A 25481-nucleotide genomic window follows, 5' to 3' on the forward strand; every position below is an offset into this window, starting at 1 on the left:
TCGCAAGGCTCGACACCCACGAATACGCCCTCTATCAACGGATGGCCTGCGGCATAGCGGATAAGCGGATGCACACGCCCAATCATCCGCTCATCCGCTATCTATCCGCTGATAGCCCATTTGGGGCAGGGGCGTCCGCGCAGGCAGGAGGATACAACCTCACCCCCAGCCTTCGGCCACCCCCTCTCCGTTGACGGAGAGGGGGCTGGGGGGTGAGGTCTCACCCCCCATACCTTTGCAGCACCCTGTAGATCGCATTTGTCCCGAAATCCACCGCCTCCACCGGGATGCGCTCGTCGGCGGCGTGCGCTATCTGCATGAAGTTGAAGCCCGCGGGCAAGTCCATCGGCGTGAAGCCGTACGTCTGGATGCCCAGACGGGAGAAGAAGCGGGCATCGGAGGTGCCCGTCAAAAGTAGGGGCACCGCTATGCCCTTTGGGTCGGCTTCGCGCAAAACCCCTGCCAGTGTGTCGAACATCCCCATATCCGGTTCCGCCGGGCCGGGGTCGTGGCGCACCAGTTCCAGTTCCACCTCCTGGCCGATGACCTCGCGCAGTTCGGCCATCATATCGTCGGGGGTGTAGCCGGGCAGCAGTCGCCCATCCAACTCCAAGACGATTTGGCTGGGGATCACGTTGACTTTCTCGCCGCCGCGGACGATGGTGGCATTGACGGTGTTGTGGAACAGGGGCTCAAATAGCCTCCCCCTCTCACCGAACAGGTGCAACAGACCGTCGGTCAGGGAAGGGCGAAGGAGTTGGCGCAGGGCAAATCCCGTTGGGAAGGGCAGGGCCTGGGCCATCTTCTCCATCATCTGACGGGTGACAGGCGTGATGTGCACCGGCAGGCGACTGCGATCCAACTGCTGGAGCAAGCGAGCCAGTTTGGACATCGCCCCACCGCGCATGGGCAGAGACCCGTGGCCGCCTGGCCCGCGCACGGTCGCCTTCAGCCAGCATATCTGCTTCTCCGACACCTGGATGAAGTAAAACTTCCGCTGGCCGATGTAGAAAGAACAACCGCCGAACTCGCCGAGGGCGTAGCGGATGCCGGCGAATTGCTCAGCGTGCTCTTCCACCAGATACTTGGCCCCATAGTCCCCACCCCCCTCCTCATCGCTGAGAATGGCAAGCACGACGTCCCCGGCGGGAGCAAGGCCCTCCGCCTTGGCTCGCAAGAAGGCTGCCAACATCATTGCCACGCCGCCCTTCATATCCAAAGCGCCCCGCCCCCAGATATACCCCTCCGCCACCCTCGCCTCGAAAGGCGGGTGCGTCCATTTCTGGTTGGCAGTCGTAACCACGTCCACGTGTCCGTACAACAAGAGCGGTGGTTGGTCCCCACGCCCTTTCAAGCGGGCGATCAGGTTGGGGCGGTTCGGGGCTTTGGCCAGGTGGGTGGTCTCAAAGCCTGCCTCGGTGAGCAAGCGATGGATGTAGGCCACGCACTCCGCTTCGTTGCCCGGCGGATTGGTGGTGTCAAAGCGGATGAGGTTTTGCAGCAACTCCAGCGGGCGTTGGTAGATGGTTTGGTTGTTGGTAGATGGCGCAGACATTTCTCTTCTCCTCAGATTATCCGTGAATGTGAGTCCTGTCGCCGAATGGGCTCATTCGACAGCGGGTCAATTCCATCCCAGGGCAGGTGTGGAAACCTGCCCCTGATATCTGTTCAGAGCAGGTATGGAAACCTGCTCTGCCATTCCCCGGTGCACACAGGCGCTTCATCCGTCACCAACAGGCGGCTGAAACCACTCCTACGAGGCTATTTGAAAAGTCCGTAGGACAAATTGACAATTTGTCCTACGTGTGCTCAATCCACCGCCTCGATCAGTTCGGCCAGGTCGGTCAGGTCACGCTCGCGCAGCAGACTCCGCTTCCAGCGGTGGAGGGCGGGCATCACGTAGGGCAGGAGGCGCAGGGTGTAGTAAGGCGGCAGGATGGGCAGGCCAATCATGTCACCGAAGAGGATGAGGGCAAAGAGGCGTTCCACTTCCCCGCGCTGGCGGCGCAGGCCCAACACCATATCGTGGAGGACCATCCCGTAGAAGATCTCGCCCACGACTCGCCGGGCAAGACGGATCTTTTCCCGAATGCTTTCGCGCATAGAAGTGCTCATCTGACCCTACCGCCGTAGGGACGACCCGGCGGATCGCCCCTACCCTTGCAGCGCCCATTCACAAAAATGGGAGGGCCGGGGGCTGCCCTCCCAGATTACAGAGCGAATTGCCGTCTGGAGACGGCTCCCACAAGCAGGCGACGACTCCTACGCTGCCTTCTCCGCTGCCTTGGCTCGCCATTTGCGTAGCGCCGCCAGGCCATCCTGGATGAGCATAACTGCCGCCACGATCAGCAGCAGGCAGATGACCCCGATGAGGATGTAGGCGATACTCGCCTGGACCGTCTTAGCGGTGGGCAGTTTGCGGATCAAGTTGTCATAGGCCACGAAGAGCAGGGCGGCGATGGTGGTGACGATCATGAAGATCGAGGGATAGAGAGCCCAGGTGTGCTTCTTCCCCTCCGATAGGAGCCACAAAGCCACCAGCATCAAGGCCAGCCCGGCCATCAACTGGTTGGCGGCGCCGAAGGCCACCCAGATGGTCAACCAGGGGATGATCCAGACGAAGAGAATGGTCAGGAGTAGGGCGATGATGGTACCCACGTGGATGTTTTTCATCACCGGCACCTTATCGCCCAGCAGTTCGGAACTGGCCACGCGCATGAAGCGCACCGCCAACTGCATGATGGTCAACCCCATGATGACCAGGAAGACGGAGCCGTAAGCCACGCCGAAGTCGTGGGGCACGCCGATGTGATCCAGGAAGCGGGCCAGCCCTTCAGCGAAGACTCCCAGCGCACCCGGCTTCGCCGCGTCCTGATAGGCTTTGAAACTGCCAAAGGCCACGGTGGCGGTGAGGAAGGAGATGGTGGCCAGGGCCATCTCCATGAACATCGCGCCGCCGCCCACGGGCAGGGCATCCACCTCGTTCTCCAACTGACGGGCCGTGCCCGAAGTGGAGACCAGGCTATGCCAGCCGGAGATGGCCCCACAGGCGATGGTGACGAAGAGCATGGGCCATAACGGTCCGGCACCAATGGTGAACTGGGTGAAAGCGGGGAAGTCACCCATGCCTGGCCGCCAGATGAGCATGCCCAGTATGCCGCCCAACATCCCCAGGGCGATGATCCAGAAGGAGACGTAGTTGACCGGCTGTGCCCAAGCCCAGATGGGTAACACCGAACCCAGGTAGCAGAAGATCACCACCAGCAACGTGCCGATGACCTGCGCCTGGGTATTGCCCAGGAAGATGGTGGGCGAGACCGCCTTGCCCTCTACCATACGGAACCCGTAGAGGGCGGAGAAGATGTTGGACACAGCGGGCTGCGTGCTCAGCCAGATACCGACAAAGGAGAGGACCACGGTAACCACCGTGGTGAGGATGATATCCCGCTTCCACTTGTAGGTCATCTGGCCGGCGAGGACGCCCATCAACGTTACGGCCAACATGCCGAAGGGCACTTTGGTGTTGACCATCAAGCCCTTGCCGATCAGGTTGCCGAAGGCGCCCATGATCAGCAGGATGTAGAAGTAGATGAAGAGCAAGAGGATGTTGCGGGCCCGGGGGGAGACGAGTTTGTAACTCAGTGCGCCCATGGTGTCGCCATCGCGGCGCGTGCTCATCATCATGCTGCCGTAGTCCTGCACCCAGCCGATGAAGAAGGTGCCCAGGATGATCCAGATGAGCGCCGGCAACCAGCCCCAGGCCACGGCGACGATGGGCCCGGTGATGGGGCCGAGGGCAGCGATGGATTTGAACTGATAGCCAAAGAGGACGTTGCGGCTGGCCGGGGTGAAGTCTACGCCATCCATGTACATCTTGGCGGGCGTTGCCTTCTTCGGGTCCGGCTGGATGATGTCCCGGTCAATGCGTCGGGCATAAAAGCCATAGCCAACAACAATGCCCAGCGCGGCCAATATCAAGACAACAATCGCGTTCATCGCTTTTTACCTCCTCTTGTTAAGAAGCGATTGAGCCAGCACAGTGGAAACTACTCGGGATTTGCCTTTTTCACCTCCTTTCGCCCCCGAACGAGTTCTGGCACGGTAATCGGATATTCGTGCCGGTATGTGCCGGCCTGCTTGGGCCGTCGCTGCTACACCTATTATAGCACGAAGTGAGGAGAATGTCAATAATCCGTAAAAAAGAAATCCGCGACTCTCCCATCCGGGCTGGCAGACGGCGGGCACAAATGTGCCTCCCCGGCATGACTTCGATTGCCAGCGAGGGGGTGAGGGTCGCCCAGACATCCGGGGCAGGTAGGGAAGCCGGCCCCTTCTCGGCGGGGCAGGTACCCATACCTGCCCTGGGCGAGGCTGGCGATTGAAATCGCGCCTGGGGGCACCGAGTGGTGCCAGCCGTCCGCCTGCGCGGACGGACATTTGCGTCCCCGCAGGGGGACGCTTGGCCGAAGGCCCGCGAGGAGCGGTTTTAACCGCCGGCTGTATCCGTTCTCGGGCAGTTCTACTGCCCGACGAGAGGGCCCCGCCGTCGAATAGAATCGCTCGTGTGCGACGGCCGCGGTTGCTGAGCCCCGCCGTCGAATAGAATTCGACGGCTACGGGTAGGAAGTCCCTGCGGGACTGCGGTAACCTCACCCTCAGCCTACGGTCACCCCTCCCGTTCCCTCCCCGTCGACGGGGAGGGTCGGGGTGGGGCGGAGAGGGAGATTGAGGGGGTGAGGTCCACCGCTCCGGGCGGGGCTGGAGAGAACAGTGGGAGCCGCCTCCAGGCGGCGATTGCGGGCCCCCTGTGTTGATAACTTTTGGTAACCGGGGGGTTCTATGGTAAACTATAGGGTAGAGTTTCCTAAGTAAGCAACCTCTCAGATCCACTGCAGCCGGTATGGAGTACGCTATATGGACAAATTGGAATCCAATCTCGGTTTCGAACTCATGTCTCTCCAGTTCAGAATCCGCGACTTTTTCTCGCCGCGCATGGGGATTCTGAGAGAAGTCGGGATCAAGTCAGGGGACCGTGTGCTCGATTACGGTTGTGGCCCCGGCAGTTACATCCTACCCCTCGCAGAACTGGTGGGCAGTGCGGGGGAAATCTACGCCCTCGACATCCACCCGCGCGCCATCAAGAAGGTCCAGAGAATTGCTGCGAGCAAGGGCCTGACCAATGTGAAAACTATCCACTCCGATTGCAACACAGGGCTGCCAGAGGGCAGCATAGACGTTGTTCTCCTGTACGACACCTTCCATGATCTCCACCAGCCGGATGAGGTGTTGCGGGAGTTGCATCGGGTGTTGAAGCCCGATGGCATCCTCTCGTTCAGCGACCATCACATGACAGAGGAGGACATCATCTCGAGGGTAACGGCCGGAAATCTGTTCAGACTCACGGCAAAAGGTCGGAGGACGTATAGTTTCGCGAAGGTAGGGAGCACTACATGAACAACAAACCAGACACCAGACGCATCCTCATCTACCTGGCCCTGGCTTTCAGCATCGCTTGGGCAATCGCGCTGGTCATATACCTGACCGGCGGACTGGTGAACAGCCCCCAACTCATCCCCGGCACCGGCATCACCCTGGCGACGGTGCTCCTGGCGACCGAGTATATGTGGGCCCCAACCCTGGCGCACATCCTCACCCGGATCCTCACCCGCGAGGGCTGGGCCGAGACGTTCTTGCGCCCCCGCCTCAAAGGGGGCTGGCCCTACTGGGTCGCCGCCTGGCTCCTGCCCGCTCTGATGACTATCTTGGGGATGGCCTGCTACTTCGCCCTGTACCCACAGCATTTTGACCCCTCGCTTGGCTTCGTCAGGCAGTTGCTCGGACAAATCGAGCGCCTCTCGGGGCAGCCATTTCCCATCGGCCCATGGGGGCTGGTGGCCGTGCAAATCGGCGCGGCCATCGTGATCTCGCCTCTCGTCAATGGCCTGTTCACCTTCGGCGAGGAGTTCGGCTGGCGCGCCTACCTGCAGCCCAAGTTGATGCCCCTCGGCAGGCGCAAGGCGATGCTGCTGATGGGCATCATCTGGGGAGTATGGCACTGGCCGGTGATTGCCATGGGGCATAACTACGGGCTGGGCTATCCTGGAGCGCCGTGGCTGGGCATGCTGGCGATGGTGTGGTTCACGTTGGTGGTGGGGACGTTCCTGGGCTGGGTGACCTTGCGGGCCGGGAGCGTCTGGCCGGCGGTGATCGGGCACGCCGCCATCAACGGCATCAGCGGCCTGGGGGTGTTGTTCGCGCGAGGGCAGCCCAACCCGCTGCTGGGTCCGTTGCCGGTGGGCCTCATTGGGTCGGCGGGATGGGCCGCGCTGGCACTGTGGATATTCCTGCGCCCTGAGGCGCTTGTTCCTCCGCGGGCGGGAGGGCAATGAGGATGAGCGCGATGGACAATCACCCCTGGGTACAAGAGTTCCCCGGCGCGATCACCGTCTGCGATCGCGAGGGGGTTATTCTGGCAATGAACGATCGGGCGGCGGAAGCCTTCCAGGCTGAGGGTGGCCGAAACCTCATCGGCACCAATGTGCTGGACTGCCATCCTGAACCGGCGCGCACCAAACTCAAGCGCCTCTTGGAGACCCGGCAGACCAACGTCTATACCATCGAGAAGGGTGGCGTTAAGAAGTTGATCTACCAGGCCCCGTGGTACAAGGATGGGGTGTACTGTGGCTACGCGGAACTGAGCCTGGAGATCCCTGGGGAGATGCCGCATTTCGTGCGGGATGCGTGAGACGGGATGCGTGAGACGTGAGACGTGATGCGTGATGCGTGAGGGGTGAGATGAGTACTACAGCCCAATCAAAGAAAGAAACGATCATTTCGGAACTCGTTGAAGCGCGGAAGATGATCTTAGAGGCCGCGTCGTCATTGCCCCCGGAAAAGCGAGACGAGGTCTTCCTCGGCATCTGGTCGGTGAGAGACTTGCTCGCCCACCTCGCCGGCTGGGATTTCACCAACCTGCAGGCGGCGCAGGAGATCCTCGCTGGCCGCCTCCCCGCTTTCTACGCCCGATACGACCACGATTGGCAAACCTACAACGCAGAATTGGTCTCTATGTACAAGAGGGACGACTTCGCCAGCCTTCTCGCCCTGGTGAAGGGCTCTCACCGCAGACTCATAGAATTCCTGCAGACCATCCCCGCCGATGAATTCGAGAGGAAACGGGGGCTGCGTTGGCAGGGACACGAGGTAACCATTGCCGGCCTGCTCGAAGTGGAAGCAGCGGATGAGAGGACGCACTACGCGCAGATCAGGGAGTTTGGAGGAGGAGAAAAATGACCACACAGGCGATTGACCCCGCAGAAGTTCGCTTTTTCAGCGGCAGTTCCAACCCCCAACTGGCCGCCGACATCGCTCACTACCTGGGTGTGCCGCTGGAGAAAACGCTGATCACCCGCTTCAGCAACGATAACCTGTACATCCAACTCGGCGCCAGCGTGCGCTCCCGCAAGGTGTTCATCGTCCAGTCGCTCTCCCCGCCGGTGAACGACCACCTGATGGAACTGCTCATGATGTTGGATATCGCGCGCGGAGCAGCAGCCACGGAGATCCACGCCATCATACCTTATTACTCCTTCGCCCGTTCGGACAAGAAGGACGCCCCTCGCATCTGCATCACCGCCCGGCTCATCGCCGATCTACTACAAACGTCCGGGGCCACCCACGTGATGACGATGATGCTCCACTCGCCGCAGGTGCACGGCTTCTTCAGCGTGCCCACCGACCCCCTCAGCAGCCGTCCCATTTTCATGCGCTATTTTCAGGAGCGCGATCTGTCGGGCACCATCGTGGTTACGCCGGATGTCGGGCAGGCCAGGTCGGCGGCTCGCTTCGCCGGGAACCTGGGCCTGCCAGTCACCACAGGCAACAAGGAGCGGGTCTCGGACACAGAGGTGCGCATTAGTGGCATCGTCGGCCAGCAGGTGCGCGGCTACAAACGGGCGTTGATCTACGACGACGAGATCGCCACCGGCAGTTCCGTCCTCGAACTCAGCCGCCTCCTGATCGAGCAGGGCGTGCAGGAGATCTGGGTGATCTGCACCCACGGCGTCTTTGTCGGGGGCGGGCTGGAAAGGCTCGTCGCCGTCCCGCAGATCACGGAGATCGTAACCACCGATACGGTGTACATCCCCGCGGAGAAGCGCCATCCGAAATTGCACGTCCTTTCCGTGGCCCCTATTTTCGGCGAGGCGATTCGCCGCAACTACTTGCGACAGTCCATCGGGGACCTGTTTGTCTTCGGCGAAGAGGCACCGTAGGGGGAGAGATCTAATATGGAGGGCAGGAAACCAGCATCGGCAGAGGCAACTACGGAACTCTCCTACTTTGATATACAGGCGTACTGGGGCGTCACCAAACACATGGGCGGCCTGAGGGCCACCGATGCGCTCACCGAATTGTGCCACATAGACGAGGACAAATACGTCTTGGAGGTCGGCTGCGGGGTTGGACTCACGTCCTGCTATCTGGCCCAGAAGTATGGCTGTTGGGTGATGGGCGTGGACATCTCCGAGAAGATGGTGGAATGGGCCCGCAGGAGGGCGGTGAGAAGGAGAGTAGAGGATAGAGTGGAGTTCCGGGTCGCAGACGCGCAGGCCCTGCCCTTCGAGGATGCCCTCTTCGACGTCGTGATTGGCGAGTCCGTAACGGCGTTCCCAGAAGATAAGCGGAGGGCAGTGAGCGAATACGTGCGGGTTACAAAGCCCGGGGGCTACGTGGGGCTCAATGAGGGCACTTGGCTGGAGACGCCGCCAGCCGACCTGGTCGAATACGTGAAGCGCACGATGGCCGGAGCGGAGTTCCTGACGCCTGATGGCTGGACGGAGTTGTTGGCGGGCGCTGGCTTGTCCGACATCGTGGCGCGGACCTACAAAGTCGGCGCACTCCGGCAGCGGCTGGATGAAATGAGCGGCTTGGATTTCGACGACCTATTGGACAGGCTGAGGGCCTGGGGCACTTTCTTTTCCCTGTACCTCAAGAACCCCGCTTTCAGGAGGTACGCCAGGGAGATAACGCCTTCCGCCAAGATCATCCGGGATTTGTTCACCTACTTGGGATATGGGATATATGTGGGCGTGAAGCGTGAGGCGTGATGCGTGAGGCGTGAGGCGTGAGGCGTGAGAAGTAAACATAACGATGGAGGAGCGATGAACGCCATCGAGGCCGAGGATCTGACCCGCACCTTCAATGGCCTGCGCGCCGTGGATCATCTCACCTTCGCCGTGGACGAGGGGGAGATCTTCGGCTTCCTGGGCCCGAACGGGGCCGGTAAGACCACCACGATTCGCTTGCTCACCGGCCAACTGCGCCCCACGACGGGCCGCGCCCGTGTGGCCGGCTGCGACGTGGTGCGCGAACGGGAACATCTCAAGCCCCACATCGGCGTGGTCTTCGAGTACCAGAACCTCTACGAACGGATGTCGGGCCGGGAGAACCTGGTCTTCAGCGCCCGGCTCTACGGCGTGGATGGACGGCGAGTGGAGGAAGCGCTGGAGCAGGTGGGTCTGCGAGAGCGGGCGAACGATCCCGTGGCGCGTTACTCCAACGGCATGAAGCAGCGCCTGCTCATCGCCCGGGCCTTACTCCATCGCCCCCGCGTGCTCTTCCTGGACGAGCCCACCAAAGGGCTGGATCCGAATGTGGCGCGGGAACTCCGCCGCTTGGTAGCCGAGTTGGCCGATCAGGGAATGACCGTCTTTTTGACTACCCATTATATGGAGGAGGCCGACCAACTCTGTGGCCGGGTGGCTTTTCTCGACCGCGGGCGCATCGTGGCCCTGGATACCCCCGCGCACCTGAAGGTTGCCTACGGCCAGCCTCTGCTGAAAGTAACGCTGGATGACGGAGAGCGTCTGAGCCTCGCTCTGGATGACCCCGCCGACGGGCGAAGGCTGGGTGAACTCGCCGCCGCGGGTCGCATCCTCACCGCGCACTCTGCCGAGGCCACTTTGGAGGACGTCTTCATCCGGCTCACCGGAAGGAGGCTGGCAGAATGAACTGGCGGGTGATCTGGGCCATTGCACAGAAAGATATCGTGGACTCGATCAAGAATCGGTATATCCTCTTCAGCCTGGTATTGCCCCTCGGCTTGGCGCTGCTCTTCCGCCTGATCTTTCCCAGCCCAAGTGAGCCAGGCCAGGCGTCCCTGGTCGTGGCGGTGTACGATCCGGCAGGCTCGCGCTTGGTGGCGGGCTTGCGCGATCTGCCCCAGGTGGAGTTATTGGACGTGGCCTCGGACCAGGAGTTGGCGGCGGTGGTGGCGGAAAGGGCGGTGGGCGGGCTGGCCATACCGGCGGGATTCGACGCCGCAGTGGAGGCGGGGGAGCAGCCCGAACTGACCGTTTTCCTGAACCTGCGGCGTGGGGGAGGCGAACTGACCGCCTTCCGGCAACTGATGGAGCAGCAGGTGTGGGCGCTGGTAGGGCAGCCCTCGCCGGCGCGCATTCGCTGGGTGGGCGCGGGCACTCTGCCCGAATCACAGGCCGAGGGCGGCTTTCGCCTGGACCGCTATATCCTGATCCTCCTCCTGATGCTGGTCTTGGCTATGACCGGGGCCTTTGTAGTGCCGACGTTGCTGGTGGAGGAGAAGGAGAGGCACACCCTGGAAGCGCTGCTGGTTTCGCCAGCGGGATTGGGCGACATGGTGGTGGGCAAAGCCTTGACCGGGCTGGTTTACAGCATCCTCATCGCCGGCATACTCATCACCCTGAACGGGGGTTGGACGGGGGATCGGCTCGTGACCGCGCTGTTCGTGCTTCTGGGCGCCCTGTTTATGGTGGCGGTGGGACTGCTGATGGGCAGCCTCTGCCGCACGACAATGGAGGTGAACACCTGGGCCAGCATCGTCGCCCTGGCCCTGACGGTGCCCACCTGGTTCACCATAATGCCGATGCCGGCGGCCTTGGAGATCATCTTGCGCCTGATCCCGACCCATTATCTGGCACAGGCCCTGGAGTGGACTATGGCCGGCGGGGCATCTTTCGGACAGGTGGGCGCTCCGCTGGCGGTGATGATCGGCAGCGCGGTCTTCGTCCTCGCTGCCGCGACGTGGGTACTGCGGCGAGAGGAGAAGTAAGGTCTAATGCTGATCGTATCAGAGGCGTGGAAGATCGCCTATCCCGGGGCAGCAATGGGAGTCCTGGTGATGCGGGGTGTTGCGAACCCAGATCGTCACCCGGCCCTCGACAGATACAAACAAGCGTTAGAAAGACAGTTACGCTCCCGTTTTGCCGACTGCAGTAGAGCCACGCTGGCGGCTCTCCCGCCCATCCAAGCCTACAACGCTTACTTTGGGCGTTACGAAAAAACCTATCACGTCCTGCTCCAATTAGAATCCGTCGCCCTGAAAGGCAAATCCATTCCGCGCGTCGCGGCGCTCGTGGAAGCGATGTTTATGGCCGAACTCAAGAACCTGCTCCTGACGGCCGGTCATGATCTGGAAGCCGTCCAGATGCCCGTGAGACTGGATGTGGCCAGGGGGAATGAACGGTACATCCGACTCAATGGGCAGGAACAACGGCTGAAAGCGGGCGATATGATGATGACCGATGCTCAAGGGGTCATCTCTTGTGTGCTCTACGGCCCCGACCATCGCACCCGGATCACTCCTGCCACTCGGCGGGTCTTGTTTGCCGTCTACGCGCCGCCGGGTATTGGAGAACAAGCCGTGTACCAGCATCTGCAAGATATTCAAGCCAATGTCCTGCTCATCGCACCGGAAGCCGAGGCGGAACTGTGCGAAGTATATGGCACTGCGGAGCAGGCCAAATAACCAAAGGGGGATAAACATGAGTACTGTTCAGTGCAGTCATTGTCAAGGGACTGGCAAGGTTTTCACACGCCTGTCCCTGACCACAGGTGAAGTAGAATATCGCCCTTGCTCCGTGTGCAATGGAACCGGCTCCGTGCCGGTGGAGAAAGGATATTTCACAGAGTATCCTGACCTCTCCTTGGAAAATGCGCTTGCGCTCATGCGAGCGCACGGGAGGCCTGTGGAGATATGCATCTCCGCAAACCACGACATACGCGTGCTGTTTCAGGACGGGGCCAGATATATACTCGGCGGGTTTACTGTAGGGTATCGGGGTACGGGGCCAGATTACACCAAGCGCTTTCTTGACGCCGCGGGTTTCGACGTTTCCAGGGATGAGATCGCGGAGATGGAACCACCAGTAACTCTCGTTGCCGGACAGCCCTATATTCCTCCCAAGACACTGGTATTTCAGGCTCCAACCCTTGAGGAAGCGAGGAAGGCAGCGGTCGAATCAGTGCCGCCAGATGCCAGGGTTCTCTCCCTCGAAGTGGTGTGCGATGGCGCAACGGTTCGGACCGTTGAAGCTGTGGGGGTTTCAGAGGAGGCTGCGTATGAAGAAGCGAAAGGGCGTCTCCCAGAGGGAGCAGTGATCGAGGGCAAAGAAGTGCGGGACGAAACCCGAACCTTCAGTGGGCAGGGGCTTACAGAGGAGGATGCGTTGCGCGGTTGGCCTCTCAGCCGCGATGTCCCAAAAGGAGCAGGGATCGAGGAGAAAGAGGTGCGGGAGGAAGTAGAGTTCTACGAGGGCGAGGGCGATACAAAGGCCGCTGCATTCCGGCACGCAAAAGGGTTTCTCCCGAAAGGAGCGGTCATCGTGAAGAGGGGGGTCCTTCAAGAGGGCTCCCAGGGGACGTTGACTGTAAACGCGCTCTTTGAGCGGGAGGCCAGCGAGAAAGCCTACAGCCAATTGCCCCAAGGGGCGGTGATAGAATCCATAGATTGCACTCGCGGCCCCCATATACACGAAGGTGTCTTGCCAGGCCTCTTGCTACTCCTCGGCTTGGTGAAAGATAAACCCGGAACCTACGAAGTGTCCTGGCAGTCCCCTTGGAGAGTGCAAATCGGGATTCAGAGAATAAAACTGCGACTGACGATCCGGCAAAAATGGGTTACTCTGACCTATCGGCCACAACCTGCCATCCGGGTACGGTTCCAGCCATCCACCAAGGAGGGGTAAAAATGCATATCTCCCAATTTGCAAACGCGCTGATCTGCCAGCATTGCTTCAAAACCCACGGCACGAGGGAATGGCCTGTCAACGGGGATTGGGTCCCCTTTTACTTCCAAACAGAGCCGGGCAATTACACTCTTAAGGTAACGTGCCCGCACTGCAAGAAGGACTGGTATGTGGTGTGGGATCAGAACCCTGGGCCCATGAGGCCGCTGTTATAGGAACAGGTGCTGCTTTGGTGTGAAGCCTTGCGAAGGTTCAAAACCTCTCTGTTCTCGGGCAGTTCTACTGCCCGAGAAAGGGGGGCAGGTCCGCCTTCGCATGAATCGCCCGTGTGTGATGTGAAGAGCCTTGCGAAGGTTTGGAACCTTCGCAAGGCTAAGGGCTAACGATGGTACGACTTTTTCTACGAACGTTACTACCAGCGATTGTGGGATGATTCGAAGCCCTTGGTGAAATTTTAAACCCCGTCTGATATAGGGGACAAGCGATGAACCTGCGAAACCGCAACAACAAGGGGCTTAAGCCCCTTGTTAAGCCCGTTGTTAAGTCCCTTGTTCTGAGCCTCGCTGCCGGCGGATTGCTCGTCATCAGCCTGTTCTGGTTGCGGGGCGGAACGCCTCGAACGGCTCGTGCAGACCCCGGGGTGCGGTACGTCTCTCCTACGGGCAGTGATAGCGGTGGCTGCACCGACCCTGCCCACCCCTGTCGCACGGTGCAGTACGCTGTGAACCAGGCCGCAAGCGGCGACGAGATCCGCGTCGCGGCTGGCGTGTACACTGACCTGCACGGGTACCCCCGGGCCGATTTAGCCACGACGGGCGTCGTCACCCAGGTAGTGTACATCAGCAAGACGGTGACTATTCGCGGCGGCTATAGCCCGAGTAACTGGACGACGCCCAACCCGGCAGCCAATCCCACTACTCTGGATGCTCAGAGCCGGGGGCGGGTGCTCTACATCACCGGCAGCATCAGCCCGACGATTGAGGGATTGCGCATCACTGGGGGGAACGCCGCCGGGTTGCGTGGTGGTTCTACGGGAGTTGATGTCGGCGGCGGGGTGTATATCATCACCGCTACGGCTACGCTCAGCGGTAGCGTAGTGTTCGGCAACACCGCGGTTTACGGTGGTGGGCTGTCTCTGGAGAGCAGCCCGGCGATGCTTATTGACAATACCATCGCCGAAAACACCGCTCTCTGGGGTGGCGGACTGGAGTTGGCGTATAGCCCTGCCACGTTCTGCGGAAATGTTTTCGAAGGCAACACTGCCCAGAGGAGTGGAGGCGCGTTATATGCGTATGATAGCCCGGCCACGCTGAGTGGAAATTTCTTCAAAGGCAACACTGCCCAATGGAGTGGGGGCGGACTGTCCTTGATGAGCAGCCCTGCCACACTACTCCGCGCAAACGTCCTGATAGGCAACACCGCCCAACGTGATGGCGGCGGACTGTTCTTGATGAGCAGCCCTGCCACACTACTCCGCGCAAACGTTCTGATAGGCAACACCGCCCAACGTGATGGCGGCGGGATGTATTTGGTCAATAGTCGGGCCACGCTCGGCGAGAACACCCTCACGGAAAACGAAGCCAACCGGGGAGGCGGGCTGTACTTGTCGTACAGCCACGCCACGCTGGTCAACAACGTCATTGCCGACAACAGGGCCAATACCGAGGGCAGCGGCTTGGTGGTCGAGGGCTGCTCTCCGAACCTACTGCACACGACCATTGCCCGCAACACAGGCGGGGATGGCAGTGGGGTCTATATCACTCACTGGAGGGACTTCGGAAGTACTGTGACGTTGGCCAATACCATCCTGGTCAGCCAGACGGTGGGTATCACGGTCACGACGGGTCCCACCAACACCGCCACCCTGGATGGAGTATTGTGGTATGGTAACACGATCCACTATGGCGGGCCGGGCACCATTGCTGTTACCCACGCGGTCACCGGCGACCCCGCTTTCGCCGCCGACGGTTACCATCTCACGGCTCACTCGGCGGCCATTGATCAGGGCGTGGACGTGGGGGTAACGGAAGATGTGGACGGCGAGTACCGGCCCCAGGGAGCCGCTCCCGATCTGGGCGCAGATGAATACCCGAGCGGCCCAAGCCCCACAGTCACTCCGACCCACAGCCCGACAGCGTCCCCGACCAGGAGTCCTACATCCACCCTGACGACGACTCCCACTCACACACTCGCACCGGTAGTCCCGTCTACCCACACGCCCACAGCGACAGTAACTTCTACCGGCACACTCATACCCACGGCAAGGTATATCTACCTTCCCATCGTGATGAAAGGCTACGCATTCTATGAGAGCACATGGAGTCCCGATGGCAGCAGTTGAAGCATTCGACCAGGCCTTGACCGAGCCAGAGCGCGAACTCTTGGCCGGCTTGACCAGTCCGATCAGAATCCAGGTCTTTCTGGATGAACTCCCGTACAGCACCGATGCGATTTATCGCTGCCCGTTGCGGGTCTTGCGCGAGCGCGTGGCCCACTGCTTCGATGGCGCTCTGTTCGCGGCCGCCGCCTTGCGCCGCCTCGGGCATCCACCGCTCATCTTGGAATTGCTGCCCAACGGCCGCGATGACGACCATCTTGTGGCCCTTTACAAGTGTGATGGGCATTGGGGCGCAGTGGCCAAGTCCAATGTGGTGGGTTTGCGCTTTCGCGAGCCTGTCTATCGCACCCTGCGGGAATTGGTAATGTCCTATTTCGAGCAGTACTTCAATGTGGAGGGCGAGAAGACCTTGCGGGGCTACACTATGCCCTTGAACCTGAAGGTCTTTGACAAGTACAACTGGATGGTAAGCGACGAGCCTCTGGAGCGCATCGCACAGCGGTTGGACCAGATGCGCCGGGTATCCATCCTCACGCCGAGTATGGCCGCCAAACTGGCGCCGGTGGATGAGCGCTCACTCCAGGCCGGCTTGCTTGGCGCGAACGAGGCCGGCCTGTTCAAGCCGCCGCGCAAGTAACATTTGACCTCACCCCCTCAATCCCCCTCTCCGCAGGCGGAGAGGGGGCAGGGAGGCGAGGTTGCAGCGCGATCGAATGAATCACCCGTGTGTGCCTGGGAATGGCATGTAAAACCTTGCGAAGGTTCAAAACCTTCGCAAGGTTAGCCGCCGGGCTGTCAGCGGATAGGTAGCGGATGAGCCCCCAGACTTCCGAAGTTTCTGAAACTTCGGAAGTCTGAAGTCTGGCGCTATGCCGTAGGCCATCCGCTGAGAGGCTGGCCGTCGAATGAATCGCCCGTGCGCGACGGCAGTCTCTGCGCAGTGCGCCGTTGAATGAATTCAACGGCTACGGTTGACAAGTCCCTGCGGGACTGCGCTGGCCCTCACTTTCGTCGGGCGGTAGGACTGCCCGAGAACGGGTGGGGGCAGCCGCAGGCCTTCTGTTCTCAGGCAGTTCTACTGCCTGAGAACAGAAGGAGCAGGAGGTAAGGTTTTTGGATAACAACTGGGTTCTGTGGTAAACTGCTGCATAGACCCTGAGGGTTTCCCAAACCCTTAGGTCTAACCGGACCAGCGGAGAGCAGAATGTACACCTATCTGATGGACATGCTGGAGTGCCCGAGGTGTCATAGCGAGTTGGAGTGGGACATCACGGAGCGCCGTGACGGTCGCATCGAAACGGCAGAGGCGCGTTGCATGGCCTGCGCCAGTACCTATCCCATTCGGGAGGGGATCGGGGTGTTCCTCACCCCAGACCTGCCGCGCGATGACCTATGGGAGCAGGTGGATAGCCAACTGACCCTCTATCTCCGCCAGCATCCGGACGTCGAGCGTCAACTGATGGGCGCGCCACTGGAGACGCTGGCTCCCGCCGATCAGTTCTCCCGCGCGCTACTCTTGGATGAGCGCGGCGAGTATGCGCAGGCCAAAGCCACAGCGGAGCAGGCTCTAACTGGTATCTATACCCCCGATTATCTCGCCTGCTCGGAGAGCCAGATCCGCCAGGCGATGGAACGCCTCTCCACAGCACCGGGCCCGATCGTGGATCTGGCCACTGGGCTGGGGCGTTTGATGGAAGAAATGGCGCGCCGGCTCCACCAACCCATCGTCGCCACCGACTTCAGCCCACGCGTGTTGAGACGCAATCGGCGGCGCTTGGAATCCTTCGGCGCAGCGTCTCCGGGTCCTTCCTGGCCCTCTCGATTTTCTTCCCCGAGGACGATGAAGCCAACGCCGCAGCCATCGCCGAGGCCGGGCTTTCGGACCTGCTCTTCCGCCGCCCGGCGTTAGAGCGTTTCGCCCAGGCTGGCTGGGAAGTGGAGGTCGTCGCTTCGTGCCACGGGAAGGCGCGTCCGACCCCAATCAGCGTGATGTTGGAAGGCGCTGCCATAGATATGCTGCCGGTGGCCGAGACCACGTTGGAGTGGAGCCTGTTGTTGGCCAAACCTATGTAGCCTTGGACGGGGGTGATGAGTGGAACCCACTGCGCTGCCGAGAGTGAAGATCTGCTGTATCGCCAGTATCTCCGAGGCCTGGACCGCCATCCGCTACGGTGCCTCTGCCGTCGGTCTGGTTTCAGAGATGCCGAGCGGCCCCGGTCCCATTGACGAGGCCCTGATCGCCGAAATCGCCAGGCAACTGCCACCGGCCATCGGCTCGTTCCTGCTCACCAGCCGCCAGGATGCAGCGGAGATCATCGCCCAGCAGAAGCGCTGTGGCGTGAACACCATCCAGTTGTGCGATCGGCTCGTCTCGGGGAGTTACGCTGACCTGCGGGCGGCGATGCCCGGCGTAGCCCTGGTGCAGGTGATCCACGTCACCGGCTGGGAGGCGCTGGACGAGGCGCGCGCGGTAGCGCCTCACGTGAACGGCATCCTACTGGATTCGGGCCGGCCCTCGCTGCCGGTCAAGGAACTGGGCGGGACCGGGCGGACGCATGATTGGGCCATCAGCCGCCGCATCCGGGAAGAGGTGGATGTGCCGGTGTTCCTGGCCGGCGGGTTGCGGCCGGACAACGTGGCCGAGGCCATTCGCCAGGTTCGGCCATACGGTGTGGACGTTTGTACGGGCGTGCGGACGAACGGCGTACTGGATGAGGGCAAACTGGCCGCGTTTTTCCACAGCGTGCGGAGCGTCTGAGTGGCCGCGGGGTTACCTCACCCCCTCTCCGCCCCACCCCGACCCTCCCCGTCGACGGGGAGGGAACGGGAGGGGTGGCCGCAGGCTGAGGGTGAGGTTACCACAGTCCCGCAGGGACTTCCTAAACGTAGCCGTCGAATTCCATTCGACGGCGGGACTATGTAAACGCAACATCCGGGCGATTTCATTCGACGGCGGGCTATCAGCAGATGGCCTGCGGCATAGCGGATAAGCGGATGTACACGCCCTATCATCCGCCCATCCGCTACCTATCCGCTGACAGCCACCCAGGGCAGGTATAGAAACCTGCCCTGCCGAGAAGAGTCCCGCAGGGACTTCCTACTCATAGCCGTCGAATTTTATTCGACGGCGGCGCTCCGCCCAGGGCAGGTATGGAAACCTGCCCTGCCACTCGCGGGCGCACACGGGCGATTTCATCCGCCGGCGCAGCCTCAACCTCACCCCCAACCCCCTCTCGTCGGGCAGTAGAACTGCCCGAGAACGGAGGTGGCCGCAGGCCGGGGTGAGATCCATTCGCTTCAGGATTCACAAGGCGATGAATTCGATATCGGCCGTGGTAGGACCCAGGTCCATCATCGCGAAACCGCGGTATCCCCGGTGAGGGGCAATGGAGCCCGGATTGACCAGCAAGCGACCCTCCCATTGTTTTGCGATTGCCAGGTGAGTGTGACCGAACACGATGAGGCTGGCTTCCGGGAACTCGTTGGCGAGGTACTGGTACAACTTCTCCATTCCCGGCGAGTCGTAGCCCAGGTCCGGGCGCAGGTAGGCGCGTTCCACCCGGGGTGTTCGATGGCCGTGGATGAGGCCGATCTGTCGGCCCTCCAGGGAAAGGAGTTGCTTGCGCGGCAGTTGACGGCGCACCTGGGGCTCGTCCATATTGCCGTACACGGCTACCGTCGGGGCGATCGCCTGCAGCGATTCCAGGACGGCCAGGCAGGTGAGATCGCCGGCGTGCAGGATGAGATCCACCCCTCTGAGACGATCCACCAGTTCCGGTGGCAGCGTCGGGTAAATGGCCGGCACGTGAGTGTCAGAAATGAGGGCGACTTTCATTTTCTCTGCTCCAGAAGTCAAGGGATTTGCTATCCCGCAACCAAGCGTCCTTTCCAAGTGGCTCGACCTGCCAGCGTGAGAGCCACCGAAAGCATCGCGATCGCGATTGCCAAAAGAATAGTCAACGGATACAAAAATGACAAATCAGCCATCCGCTGCTGCCGTGCCCGCCCTATTCTACACCCAATTCGATCACAACGGCAATAGTTCGCTCGGCAAAGGTTGGTCGGTTATCCAAGCGCGCACCGTGTCGGCGAACAGGTCGGGTGCCTCTAGGTTCCAGACGTGCCCGACGCCCCGCACCATCATCCCCTTTGCACCGGGGATGGAAGCACACAGTTTGCGAGCCATCCGTTTGGCGACGAACGTTTCCTTCTGCCCCACCAGGACCAGCGGGGGAGCCCCGGAGGCCTGGGGCAGTTCGATCTCCGTGTAGGCCTGGTTGACGCGATGGAACGCCTGGGGTGTGAAGCGACGCATATCCTGGCGCAGCATATCGCGGTGTTGCGGCGGGATGTGGAATTGCCATGCCATAAGGGCCGCCAGTTGGTCGGGGTTGAGCAGGCGCAAGACCGGCTCGTTCAATCCTTGGATGGCCACCAACATCTTCCCCAGGCGAGCCGATGTGCCGCTCACGATGGCATGGTCCACCACTTCCGGCGCTATTCGCAATACGGTCAGCACTAACGCGCCGCCCAGCGACAGCCCAACGAGGTGAGCGCGCCCGTTCGGACCGCGTTGGCGAATCAGTTCCGCCACCTGCTGGCTGGCGTCGAGCAAATCGAACGGGCAGATGTCGGCACTCTGGCCGTGTTCCGGCAAGTCTGGCGCCAGGCAATGGTATTCCGCCAGACGCTCGAACTGGGGTTGCCACATCCGCCCGCTGAGTCCTGCGCCGTGGAGGAACACGATGAGGGGAGCATCGGTGGAGCCGGATTCGCGCAAGTATAGTCTGGTCATAGATATCTCCTTCGATGGCAAACGCTGCTTGGGAATGAAGGCCAGGGTTGTGATCACAGAGTGCCGCAGGGATTTCCAAACGCAGCGGTGGATTTATCCGGCTGCGGGGCTGCTCCCATCCCAACTACGCCCACATTGTAGCGCAAAGGCGGCGAAGGCGTCAACGGCGCTTCGCCGCATTCGGATGAAACGCAGTAGGGGCGGGTTTGAAACCCGCCCCTACTGTTCACAATATCCTTCCACAGGTCACAAAATCAGCGGCAGGATGTTGAATCCCGTGTGAATTTGTTACCCCGCTGTCGAATTCGCTCGACGGCGCTATTTCATTCGGGCATGCCCTGGCGAAAAAACCTGTTACGGAATGCGAAGGTTTTGCCCAGGGTGTATGAGATTGGGATCCGGTCCGATGAGTTCCTTGTTGGCCTCGTAGATCTCGGGCCAACGTTTGGCATCGCCATAGACTTCTTTGGCGATCTTGGACAAGGAATCGCCCGGTTTGACCACGTAGACGCGTCCTGCGGTCTCTCGGGCCCTGGCTGCGAGTTGCTGCCGCTCTTCGAGAGAGAGTTTCGCCGCTTCTTCCTCTTGTTTGCGCTTTTTCTCTTCCTCCAGCGCGGCAAGGCGTGCTTTCTCTCGCTCTTCGAATTGCTTTCGCGCCTCTTCCATCTGCTGCCGCTCTCGCGCCAATTGCTCGCGGCGAGCCCGAGCGACATCCTCATCCACGCGGCTTGGGATCCGTTCCTCTTCCTTCTTTTCCTCTTTCTTCCTGCCCAACAGCCGGTCCAAAAGTGATGACATACGTGTTACCCTCCTTACATCTGCGCAGCCAAAGCCTAATAGGTGAGAACGCGGGGCAATCGCTTGGCCTGCTCCACCCAATCTCGCACCTGCTTTAGAGTGGGCAGGCGGCGGACGAGCGCTTTGCGTTCATTGACCTCTTTGATAGCGGCATAGAGGTTTTCTGGATTGCGCTGCGCCAATTCGACCACGGTGTCCACTCCTGCCTCTTCTAACAGGTCAGAGTATTCTTCCCCCACACCCTTGATGCGGAATAGATCGGCCAGATTCGCCCACTCCAGGATGAGTTGCTCGCTGATGCCGGTCTTTGCGGCCAGTTCCTCACGCTGCTTGGGGGTGGCGCAGGCTTTCAGAAGCGCCTCTGTGGTGGTGATGCGAGCCTTCTCCTTGAGCGCCTGCTTGTAAACTGGACCGATCCCCTCGATGTTGATAATCCTTGCCATGCTGTCAACTGCTCCTTTCTTTTTGGTACGTCAGAGTTCCTTCACAGGTTACAAAAACGCGACTACTGGATGTGCCTCAAACGCGATCTAGATCTACCTAACTGGTGGCAAGAGGGCTTGAACCGCCCGTGAGAAGGAGGACAAGTCCTCTGGCTTAGCATTTTGGAGGAGCGATTCCAGCAAGGCTACAGCACCCTCGCGTTGTCGGTCGCTTTCTATGCTGCCGCCGAGCACCTGCTCTAAAGCGTCGGGTATGCCATCCCGATCGAGATCCGCGCTACTGGCCATAGAATCCAACAGCTGGCCGGTGTAAGTGCTGCGCTGGGACTGGGAGAGAGCACCCAGAAAGTCTAGCAGGCTGCCAGGCTGCGCCGCTGGCCCTCCAGCGGGCGCTTGGAAGAGTCCCCCAGGCTGGCCCGCCTGTGCAGACGGTTGCAACAAAGCCCCCAGAATGGTGGTGAAGAGGCTGGTAAAATCCTGCGCCGGCGCTCCTGTGCCACTTGGCGCTCCCATGCCAGGGTAAGATGGTGTGGGCCGAATTGTGGATTGCTGTGGTGCTTGCGAGGCTTGTTTGTTGCGTAGGATCTGAATAAGAAGGGGGATGATAAAGGGTAACAGTCTGCTCCAATCTATGTTGCCGGCCAGATATTCGACCAAATTCCGATTACTGACCTCTGCCGACTTACGGCCACCCTGCCGACGTGCCACATCGCGTCGCAGACCCTCCAACGGGTCTTTCTTTTTCGCTTTCGCTTTTTTCACCATATCCCCTTTACTCCATATTGGGTGTACAGGCCAGGAACCACCGCACATTTATTATAACATCCATTTGTGGGGATTGTCAACACCTCGCATTTTTTGTAGGGGCGGGTTTGAAACCCGCCCCTACTGTTATGTCTACTACATCCGCGTATCCAATCGCGTCCTACCCCGTCATCCATATTGGCAAAATCAGTCTGAAGAGGAGGTTTGCATGCCGAAATCCCGCCCTCTTGTTTCGCTTCCCTGGCTCGCCGCCTTGGTCGCCGCAGGCTTGCTCCTGTTAGGAGTCGCCCTTCTCCCCGACCAGCCGGTCACCGCTGAGGAAGCCCCGTGGGCCTTGCTCCAACCCAGCCCGACCCCCACCATCCGCTTTGAGAAGACGGACCAAACAGATCCCGTCTGCCCGGCCTGGCGGATCCGCTATCTCCTCACCATCACCAACCATAGCGGCCAATCTATGACCGGCATCGTGGTTACCGACACCATCCCGACCCAATGGGTTACCTTCTACTGGTGCGACCCGATGTACTCCTCCATCCCCGTCACCGGCACCTACGTCTGGAATCTGCCGGATTTGCCATCCGGAGGTCAGGCCACCATCCAACTCTGGCTGGATACCTCGGCGGGCACGCCCTCAGGCACGGTGGTGACCAACACCGCCGAGATGTACAGTGTCCAGACGGGGACGCTCTCCGACTGGGAGGAGACCACCATCCAGATCACGGCGCAGTGCATCGCCACACCCACACCCAGCCCGACGCCCACGGCGACCGCAACGCCCACGCCCACCTCCACTCCAACGGCCACTCCCACCGAGACCGTCGCACCCGGCGATCTCATCCTGAGCGGGCTGGTCTACAATGCCGCCATCGGGGAGTCGGCACCAATCCCGGGCGCACACATCCTGGTGCTGATGTGCGTGCCGCACACCTTCGAGACCTACGCCGGCCCCGACGGGACCTATGGCCTGCTCATACCCGCCAACTACGCCAACGCCTGCGCCGAGGTCAGTATTATGGTGACGGCGGACGGCTACCAGCCGTTCGGGGGCGCGTTCTTGGTCGCTGACCTGCGTGCCAACCCCATCCGTAACTTCGGCCTGTGGCCACTGCCAACCCCGACGCCCACGGCCACGGCGACGCCCTATATGCTCTACCTGCCCATCATCATAAAGAACGGAAGACCCTAAAGGTCTGGGAAACCTTCAGGGTCTAGGTCCCGCGATTGCCAAAAACGTAGGGGCGAACCGACGGTTCGCCCCTGTCGTCCCTACCACCTGCGGGTCGCCCTGTTGGGCGGCGGTGCGGATCAGGGTGAGAAGTGGATGGTGATGCCGTCGGCGGACCAATTGCCACTGGCCCCGCCGATGCGATACCTGCCGCGACCCTTGAGGGTAGCCCAGCCGGTGCCCTCGGCGACGAACTCGATCACGCCACCCGCCATCCGCACCGTCAATTCGTGGCCGGAGGCAGTGACCCTCCCACGCCAGCCGACAAAGAGGACGCCACCATCTACCTCCCGCCGGATGCCGACGCCCCGGGCTTCCAGATTCTCGGCTCCCTTGACCCACACTGTGCCGAAGCCGCGGCACCAGACCACGACGCGGCCGTCGCCGTGCACTGTGGCCACTCCCACGCCTCTGGCCCACAGCCGGCCCGTGCCCTCGAGGTCCTCGGCGTTGGCCACCGAGACCAAGACCAGACTGGCCAGTACAGCCACCGCCGCCAGAATGCAAATTCGCTTCGTCATTGTAACACCTCCTGCTTGTGAATTGGGATGATCTGGAATCTCATCCTGGCCTCATTATCCCACAGAGGTGTTACATAGGAATTATGGATTTGTAAACGGTTTGTAAAATCGTAGGGGCGAACCGTCGGTTCGCCCCTACCGCCAGACCACATCCTTGTCGCCGATGACGCCGTCTGCGCTGTAAGGTTACTCTTGTTTTCACTACCGAAAACTCAAGCACCTAGTTCAACGGCGATTGCGGCCAGTTGCCGAGCCAGTGATTCGAGTTGGAGATTGTTCACATCCTCTACAGCCTGGTACCAGTCGGCAGGAATAGCCTCGATGCCTCGTAACGCGCCACACAGTGCCCCTGCCATGGAGCTGATTGTATCTGTATCACCTCCTACAGTAGCTCCAGCAACCATGGCGGAATAAGGGTCACCTTTGGCGGCAACAAACAGGCCTATGGCTGTAGGTAGCGCTTCGGCGGCCGGCAGATAGGTGCCAATGTAACGCTGGATGAGTTCCCCAGCCTCGAATGGATCCTTAGCGTGGATGGCTAAACTCACCGCTAACTCGATGCGATCGGCCACACAGGGAGCAGGTACTACACGTCCTTTTGCTCGCCCTAGTTGCTCCCCACGACGAGCACCCTCCAGAGCAGCAGTCACAACGGATAGTACGTCGGCTTCAGGGGTCAAAGCCTCTGCTATGCCCGCAGCCTGAGCACAGGCTGCAGCAATGCCCACTTGGGTGCCATGAGTGACCAAGGTGGCCTCCACTGCGGTTTCGATGGCGCTATCTATGCGACCTGGGTGGATCAAACCAACTGGTGCTACCCGCATAGGCGCCCCACAACTTGCTCCATCACTGGCCCAATCACCCGTGCAGCCAACTCTCCATGGATCTTCGCCAGCCAGCAAACGAGCCAGAGCACGCTTGGTCGATGGCCCGAACATATTCGAATGCTGCCAAATGCTATTGGCTGCAGCCCATTCCTTTAGGGCATCGGCCATACTCTCCATGGTCAAACGACCGTGGGTGGCCAGTATAGCATGGACCGTGACCAAGGAAAGTATAGTGTCATCTGTTATTTCGCCTGCCGCTTTGCCAGCGTGCCGTATATCATCATCGAAGGCCGGTGCTAGTTTGCACAGGGGCCCGCCAAAGCGACGACGTATTTCCTCCGTAGACAAGTCGTGGCTCGGGAATCCTAAACTATCTCCCACGGCCACGCCTGCCAAACTCCCCCAGATATGCCTTGTCAGTCTGTCCACGACCTACTTCCAATCCTCCATTTGGGCGACATTGTCTTTGGTAACGAGAACATTCAGCGTGTGAACACCCTCCGGAATGGGCTTCCCCTCTGCTACCATGACCGCCATGCGAACACCCAATTGCCCATACATATAGGGTGAGAAGGCCACACTGGCCTGCATGCGGCCCTCCTTGATAGCCTGCTTAGCATCCTCGATGAAGTCCGTGCCAACGATGATGATCTGTCCCTGTTTTCCAGCGGCAGCCACTGCTTCGGCTACGGCCAAAGCCATGTCATCATTGGCACAGTAGAACCCTCGGATATCAGGATGGGCCTGGATGATGTTAGTGGCTAT

At 60.6% G+C, this 25481-nt stretch carries 28 protein-coding genes; 17 read left to right on the forward strand and 11 right to left on the reverse strand.

Annotation, left to right across the window (positions count from 1 at the left end; translation table 11 throughout):
* Positions 1-220: 220 nt before the first annotated feature.
* The 3 genes from H5T64_10765 to H5T64_10775 all read right to left on the reverse strand — a co-directional run bounded on the left by H5T64_10765 (position 221) and on the right by H5T64_10775 (position 3996).
* The gene (locus tag H5T64_10765; GenBank protein MBC7264818.1) at positions 221-1555 is read right to left on the reverse strand and encodes a M20/M25/M40 family metallo-hydrolase; all 1335 of its coding nucleotides are present in this window, start codon (positions 1553-1555) and stop codon (positions 221-223) included.
* A 254-nt stretch (positions 1556-1809) separates the two neighbouring features.
* Complete coding sequence (locus H5T64_10770; GenBank protein ID MBC7264819.1) at positions 1810-2103, reverse strand: hypothetical protein; 294 nt, start codon at positions 2101-2103, stop codon at positions 1810-1812.
* A 159-nt stretch (positions 2104-2262) separates the two neighbouring features.
* The gene (locus H5T64_10775) at positions 2263-3996 is read right to left on the reverse strand and encodes a hypothetical protein (protein MBC7264820.1); all 1734 of its coding nucleotides are present in this window, start codon (positions 3994-3996) and stop codon (positions 2263-2265) included.
* A gap of 185 nt (positions 3997-4181) precedes the next feature.
* On the opposite strand from H5T64_10775, the gene H5T64_10780 reads away from it, so the two are divergent.
* From H5T64_10780 to H5T64_10855, 16 genes are all read left to right on the forward strand, one after another.
* Positions 4182-4382, forward strand: coding sequence for a hypothetical protein (locus tag H5T64_10780; GenBank protein MBC7264821.1), 201 nt, complete (start codon positions 4182-4184; stop codon positions 4380-4382).
* Between the two features lie 532 nt (positions 4383-4914).
* Positions 4915-5454 (forward strand): class I SAM-dependent methyltransferase, encoded by a 540-nt coding sequence (locus H5T64_10785; GenBank protein MBC7264822.1) that lies wholly within the window; start codon positions 4915-4917, stop codon positions 5452-5454.
* Entirely contained in the window at positions 5451-6389 is a 939-nt protein-coding gene (locus H5T64_10790; protein MBC7264823.1) for a CPBP family intramembrane metalloprotease, read from the forward strand. Before H5T64_10785 ends, H5T64_10790 begins: the two co-directional genes overlap by 4 nt.
* A gap of 11 nt (positions 6390-6400) precedes the next feature.
* Positions 6401-6745: a PAS domain-containing protein gene (locus H5T64_10795; protein MBC7264824.1), complete on the forward strand. Its 345-nt coding sequence runs from the start codon at positions 6401-6403 to the stop codon at positions 6743-6745.
* Positions 6746-6795: 50 nt separating this feature from the next.
* Positions 6796-7293, forward strand: coding sequence for a DinB family protein (locus H5T64_10800; GenBank protein ID MBC7264825.1), 498 nt, complete (start codon positions 6796-6798; stop codon positions 7291-7293).
* A complete protein-coding gene (locus H5T64_10805) occupies positions 7290-8273 on the forward strand; it encodes a ribose-phosphate pyrophosphokinase (protein ID MBC7264826.1) in 984 nt (327 codons plus the stop codon). The genes H5T64_10800 and H5T64_10805 overlap by 4 nt, the downstream gene beginning before the upstream one ends.
* 15 nt (positions 8274-8288) lie before the next feature.
* A complete protein-coding gene (locus H5T64_10810) occupies positions 8289-9107 on the forward strand; it encodes a methyltransferase domain-containing protein (protein ID MBC7264827.1) in 819 nt (272 codons plus the stop codon).
* Between the two features lie 54 nt (positions 9108-9161).
* Positions 9162-10010, forward strand: coding sequence for an ABC transporter ATP-binding protein (locus H5T64_10815; protein MBC7264828.1), 849 nt, complete (start codon positions 9162-9164; stop codon positions 10008-10010).
* Positions 10007-11089: an ABC transporter permease gene (locus tag H5T64_10820; GenBank protein ID MBC7264829.1), complete on the forward strand. Its 1083-nt coding sequence runs from the start codon at positions 10007-10009 to the stop codon at positions 11087-11089. The genes H5T64_10815 and H5T64_10820 overlap by 4 nt, the downstream gene beginning before the upstream one ends.
* Positions 11090-11095: 6 nt before the next feature.
* Positions 11096-11785, forward strand: coding sequence for a hypothetical protein (locus tag H5T64_10825; GenBank protein MBC7264830.1), 690 nt, complete (start codon positions 11096-11098; stop codon positions 11783-11785).
* A 16-nt stretch (positions 11786-11801) separates the two neighbouring features.
* On the forward strand, positions 11802-13004 hold the full coding sequence (locus H5T64_10830) for a hypothetical protein (protein MBC7264831.1): 1203 nt from the start codon (positions 11802-11804) through the stop codon (positions 13002-13004).
* Between the two features lie 484 nt (positions 13005-13488).
* The gene (locus H5T64_10835; GenBank protein ID MBC7264832.1) at positions 13489-15345 is read left to right on the forward strand and encodes a right-handed parallel beta-helix repeat-containing protein; all 1857 of its coding nucleotides are present in this window, start codon (positions 13489-13491) and stop codon (positions 15343-15345) included.
* Positions 15346-15361: 16 nt separating this feature from the next.
* The gene (locus tag H5T64_10840; protein MBC7264833.1) at positions 15362-15979 is read left to right on the forward strand and encodes a hypothetical protein; all 618 of its coding nucleotides are present in this window, start codon (positions 15362-15364) and stop codon (positions 15977-15979) included.
* A 567-nt stretch (positions 15980-16546) separates the two neighbouring features.
* The gene (locus tag H5T64_10845; protein ID MBC7264834.1) at positions 16547-17251 is read left to right on the forward strand and encodes a hypothetical protein; all 705 of its coding nucleotides are present in this window, start codon (positions 16547-16549) and stop codon (positions 17249-17251) included.
* Between the two features lie 26 nt (positions 17252-17277).
* Positions 17278-17415 carry a hypothetical protein gene (locus H5T64_10850; protein ID MBC7264835.1) on the forward strand — a complete coding sequence of 46 codons (138 nt, stop codon included), beginning with the start codon at positions 17278-17280 and terminating at the stop codon, positions 17413-17415.
* 19 nt (positions 17416-17434) lie between these two features.
* Complete coding sequence (locus H5T64_10855; protein MBC7264836.1) at positions 17435-18100, forward strand: phosphoribosylanthranilate isomerase; 666 nt, start codon at positions 17435-17437, stop codon at positions 18098-18100.
* A gap of 546 nt (positions 18101-18646) precedes the next feature.
* Here H5T64_10855 and H5T64_10860 read toward each other — a convergent pair.
* The 5 genes from H5T64_10860 to H5T64_10880 all read right to left on the reverse strand — a co-directional run bounded on the left by H5T64_10860 (position 18647) and on the right by H5T64_10880 (position 22143).
* Entirely contained in the window at positions 18647-19177 is a 531-nt protein-coding gene (locus H5T64_10860; GenBank protein MBC7264837.1) for a metallophosphoesterase family protein, read from the reverse strand.
* A gap of 192 nt (positions 19178-19369) precedes the next feature.
* Positions 19370-20137 carry an alpha/beta hydrolase gene (locus H5T64_10865; GenBank protein ID MBC7264838.1) on the reverse strand — a complete coding sequence of 256 codons (768 nt, stop codon included), beginning with the start codon at positions 20135-20137 and terminating at the stop codon, positions 19370-19372.
* Between the two features lie 354 nt (positions 20138-20491).
* Positions 20492-20935, reverse strand: a complete 444-nt coding sequence (locus H5T64_10870; protein ID MBC7264839.1) for a LysM peptidoglycan-binding domain-containing protein — start codon at positions 20933-20935, stop codon at positions 20492-20494.
* A gap of 35 nt (positions 20936-20970) precedes the next feature.
* Entirely contained in the window at positions 20971-21378 is a 408-nt protein-coding gene (locus H5T64_10875; protein MBC7264840.1) for a DUF4332 domain-containing protein, read from the reverse strand.
* Between the two features lie 93 nt (positions 21379-21471).
* Complete coding sequence (locus tag H5T64_10880) at positions 21472-22143, reverse strand: hypothetical protein (protein MBC7264841.1); 672 nt, start codon at positions 22141-22143, stop codon at positions 21472-21474.
* Between the two features lie 208 nt (positions 22144-22351).
* Between H5T64_10880 and H5T64_10885 the strand changes: the two genes are divergently transcribed.
* Positions 22352-23329: a DUF11 domain-containing protein gene (locus tag H5T64_10885; GenBank protein ID MBC7264842.1), complete on the forward strand. Its 978-nt coding sequence runs from the start codon at positions 22352-22354 to the stop codon at positions 23327-23329.
* A 119-nt stretch (positions 23330-23448) separates the two neighbouring features.
* Here the strand turns inward: H5T64_10885 and H5T64_10890 are convergent, their stop codons facing one another.
* From H5T64_10890 to H5T64_10900, 3 genes are all read right to left on the reverse strand, one after another.
* A complete protein-coding gene (locus H5T64_10890) occupies positions 23449-23889 on the reverse strand; it encodes a hypothetical protein (protein MBC7264843.1) in 441 nt (146 codons plus the stop codon).
* A gap of 212 nt (positions 23890-24101) precedes the next feature.
* Positions 24102-25145 (reverse strand): ADP-ribosylglycohydrolase family protein, encoded by a 1044-nt coding sequence (locus H5T64_10895; protein MBC7264844.1) that lies wholly within the window; start codon positions 25143-25145, stop codon positions 24102-24104.
* A 3-nt stretch (positions 25146-25148) separates the two neighbouring features.
* Positions 25149-25481: substrate-binding domain-containing protein (locus H5T64_10900; GenBank protein MBC7264845.1), on the reverse strand; the 333-nt coding region annotated here is incomplete at its 5' end.

The sequence above is a fragment of the Chloroflexota bacterium genome (assembly GCA_014360825.1).
Lineage (GTDB): Bacteria > Chloroflexota > Anaerolineae > UBA2200 > JACIWT01 > JACIWT01.

Excerpts from the sequence above, each read along its gene's own strand:
- H5T64_10890 (MBC7264843.1), bottom strand. The coding sequence starts at position 23,889 with ATGACGAAGCGAATTTGCATTCTGGCGGCGGTGGCTGTACTGGCCAGT.
- H5T64_10770 (MBC7264819.1), bottom strand. The coding sequence starts at position 2,103 with ATGCGCGAAAGCATTCGGGAAAAGATCCGTCTTGCCCGGCGAGTCGTG.
- H5T64_10785 (MBC7264822.1), top strand. The coding sequence starts at position 4,915 with ATGGACAAATTGGAATCCAATCTCGGTTTCGAACTCATGTCTCTCCAG.
- H5T64_10875 (MBC7264840.1), bottom strand. The coding sequence starts at position 21,378 with ATGGCAAGGATTATCAACATCGAGGGGATCGGTCCAGTTTACAAGCAG.
- H5T64_10820 (MBC7264829.1), top strand. The coding sequence starts at position 10,007 with ATGAACTGGCGGGTGATCTGGGCCATTGCACAGAAAGATATCGTGGAC.
- H5T64_10815 (MBC7264828.1), top strand. The coding sequence starts at position 9,162 with ATGAACGCCATCGAGGCCGAGGATCTGACCCGCACCTTCAATGGCCTG.
- H5T64_10775 (MBC7264820.1), bottom strand. The coding sequence starts at position 3,996 with ATGAACGCGATTGTTGTCTTGATATTGGCCGCGCTGGGCATTGTTGTT.
- H5T64_10885 (MBC7264842.1), top strand. The coding sequence starts at position 22,352 with ATGCCGAAATCCCGCCCTCTTGTTTCGCTTCCCTGGCTCGCCGCCTTG.
- H5T64_10830 (MBC7264831.1), top strand. The coding sequence starts at position 11,802 with ATGAGTACTGTTCAGTGCAGTCATTGTCAAGGGACTGGCAAGGTTTTC.
- H5T64_10780 (MBC7264821.1), top strand. The coding sequence starts at position 4,182 with ATGTCAATAATCCGTAAAAAAGAAATCCGCGACTCTCCCATCCGGGCT.
- H5T64_10765 (MBC7264818.1), bottom strand. The coding sequence starts at position 1,555 with ATGTCTGCGCCATCTACCAACAACCAAACCATCTACCAACGCCCGCTG.
- H5T64_10790 (MBC7264823.1), top strand. The coding sequence starts at position 5,451 with ATGAACAACAAACCAGACACCAGACGCATCCTCATCTACCTGGCCCTG.
- H5T64_10795 (MBC7264824.1), top strand. The coding sequence starts at position 6,401 with ATGGACAATCACCCCTGGGTACAAGAGTTCCCCGGCGCGATCACCGTC.
- H5T64_10880 (MBC7264841.1), bottom strand. The coding sequence starts at position 22,143 with ATGGTGAAAAAAGCGAAAGCGAAAAAGAAAGACCCGTTGGAGGGTCTG.
- H5T64_10805 (MBC7264826.1), top strand. The coding sequence starts at position 7,290 with ATGACCACACAGGCGATTGACCCCGCAGAAGTTCGCTTTTTCAGCGGC.
- H5T64_10865 (MBC7264838.1), bottom strand. The coding sequence starts at position 20,137 with ATGACCAGACTATACTTGCGCGAATCCGGCTCCACCGATGCTCCCCTC.
- H5T64_10825 (MBC7264830.1), top strand. The coding sequence starts at position 11,096 with ATGCTGATCGTATCAGAGGCGTGGAAGATCGCCTATCCCGGGGCAGCA.
- H5T64_10860 (MBC7264837.1), bottom strand. The coding sequence starts at position 19,177 with ATGAAAGTCGCCCTCATTTCTGACACTCACGTGCCGGCCATTTACCCG.
- H5T64_10835 (MBC7264832.1), top strand. The coding sequence starts at position 13,489 with ATGAACCTGCGAAACCGCAACAACAAGGGGCTTAAGCCCCTTGTTAAG.
- H5T64_10845 (MBC7264834.1), top strand. The coding sequence starts at position 16,547 with ATGTACACCTATCTGATGGACATGCTGGAGTGCCCGAGGTGTCATAGC.
- H5T64_10810 (MBC7264827.1), top strand. The coding sequence starts at position 8,289 with ATGGAGGGCAGGAAACCAGCATCGGCAGAGGCAACTACGGAACTCTCC.
- H5T64_10870 (MBC7264839.1), bottom strand. The coding sequence starts at position 20,935 with ATGTCATCACTTTTGGACCGGCTGTTGGGCAGGAAGAAAGAGGAAAAG.
- H5T64_10800 (MBC7264825.1), top strand. The coding sequence starts at position 6,796 with ATGAGTACTACAGCCCAATCAAAGAAAGAAACGATCATTTCGGAACTC.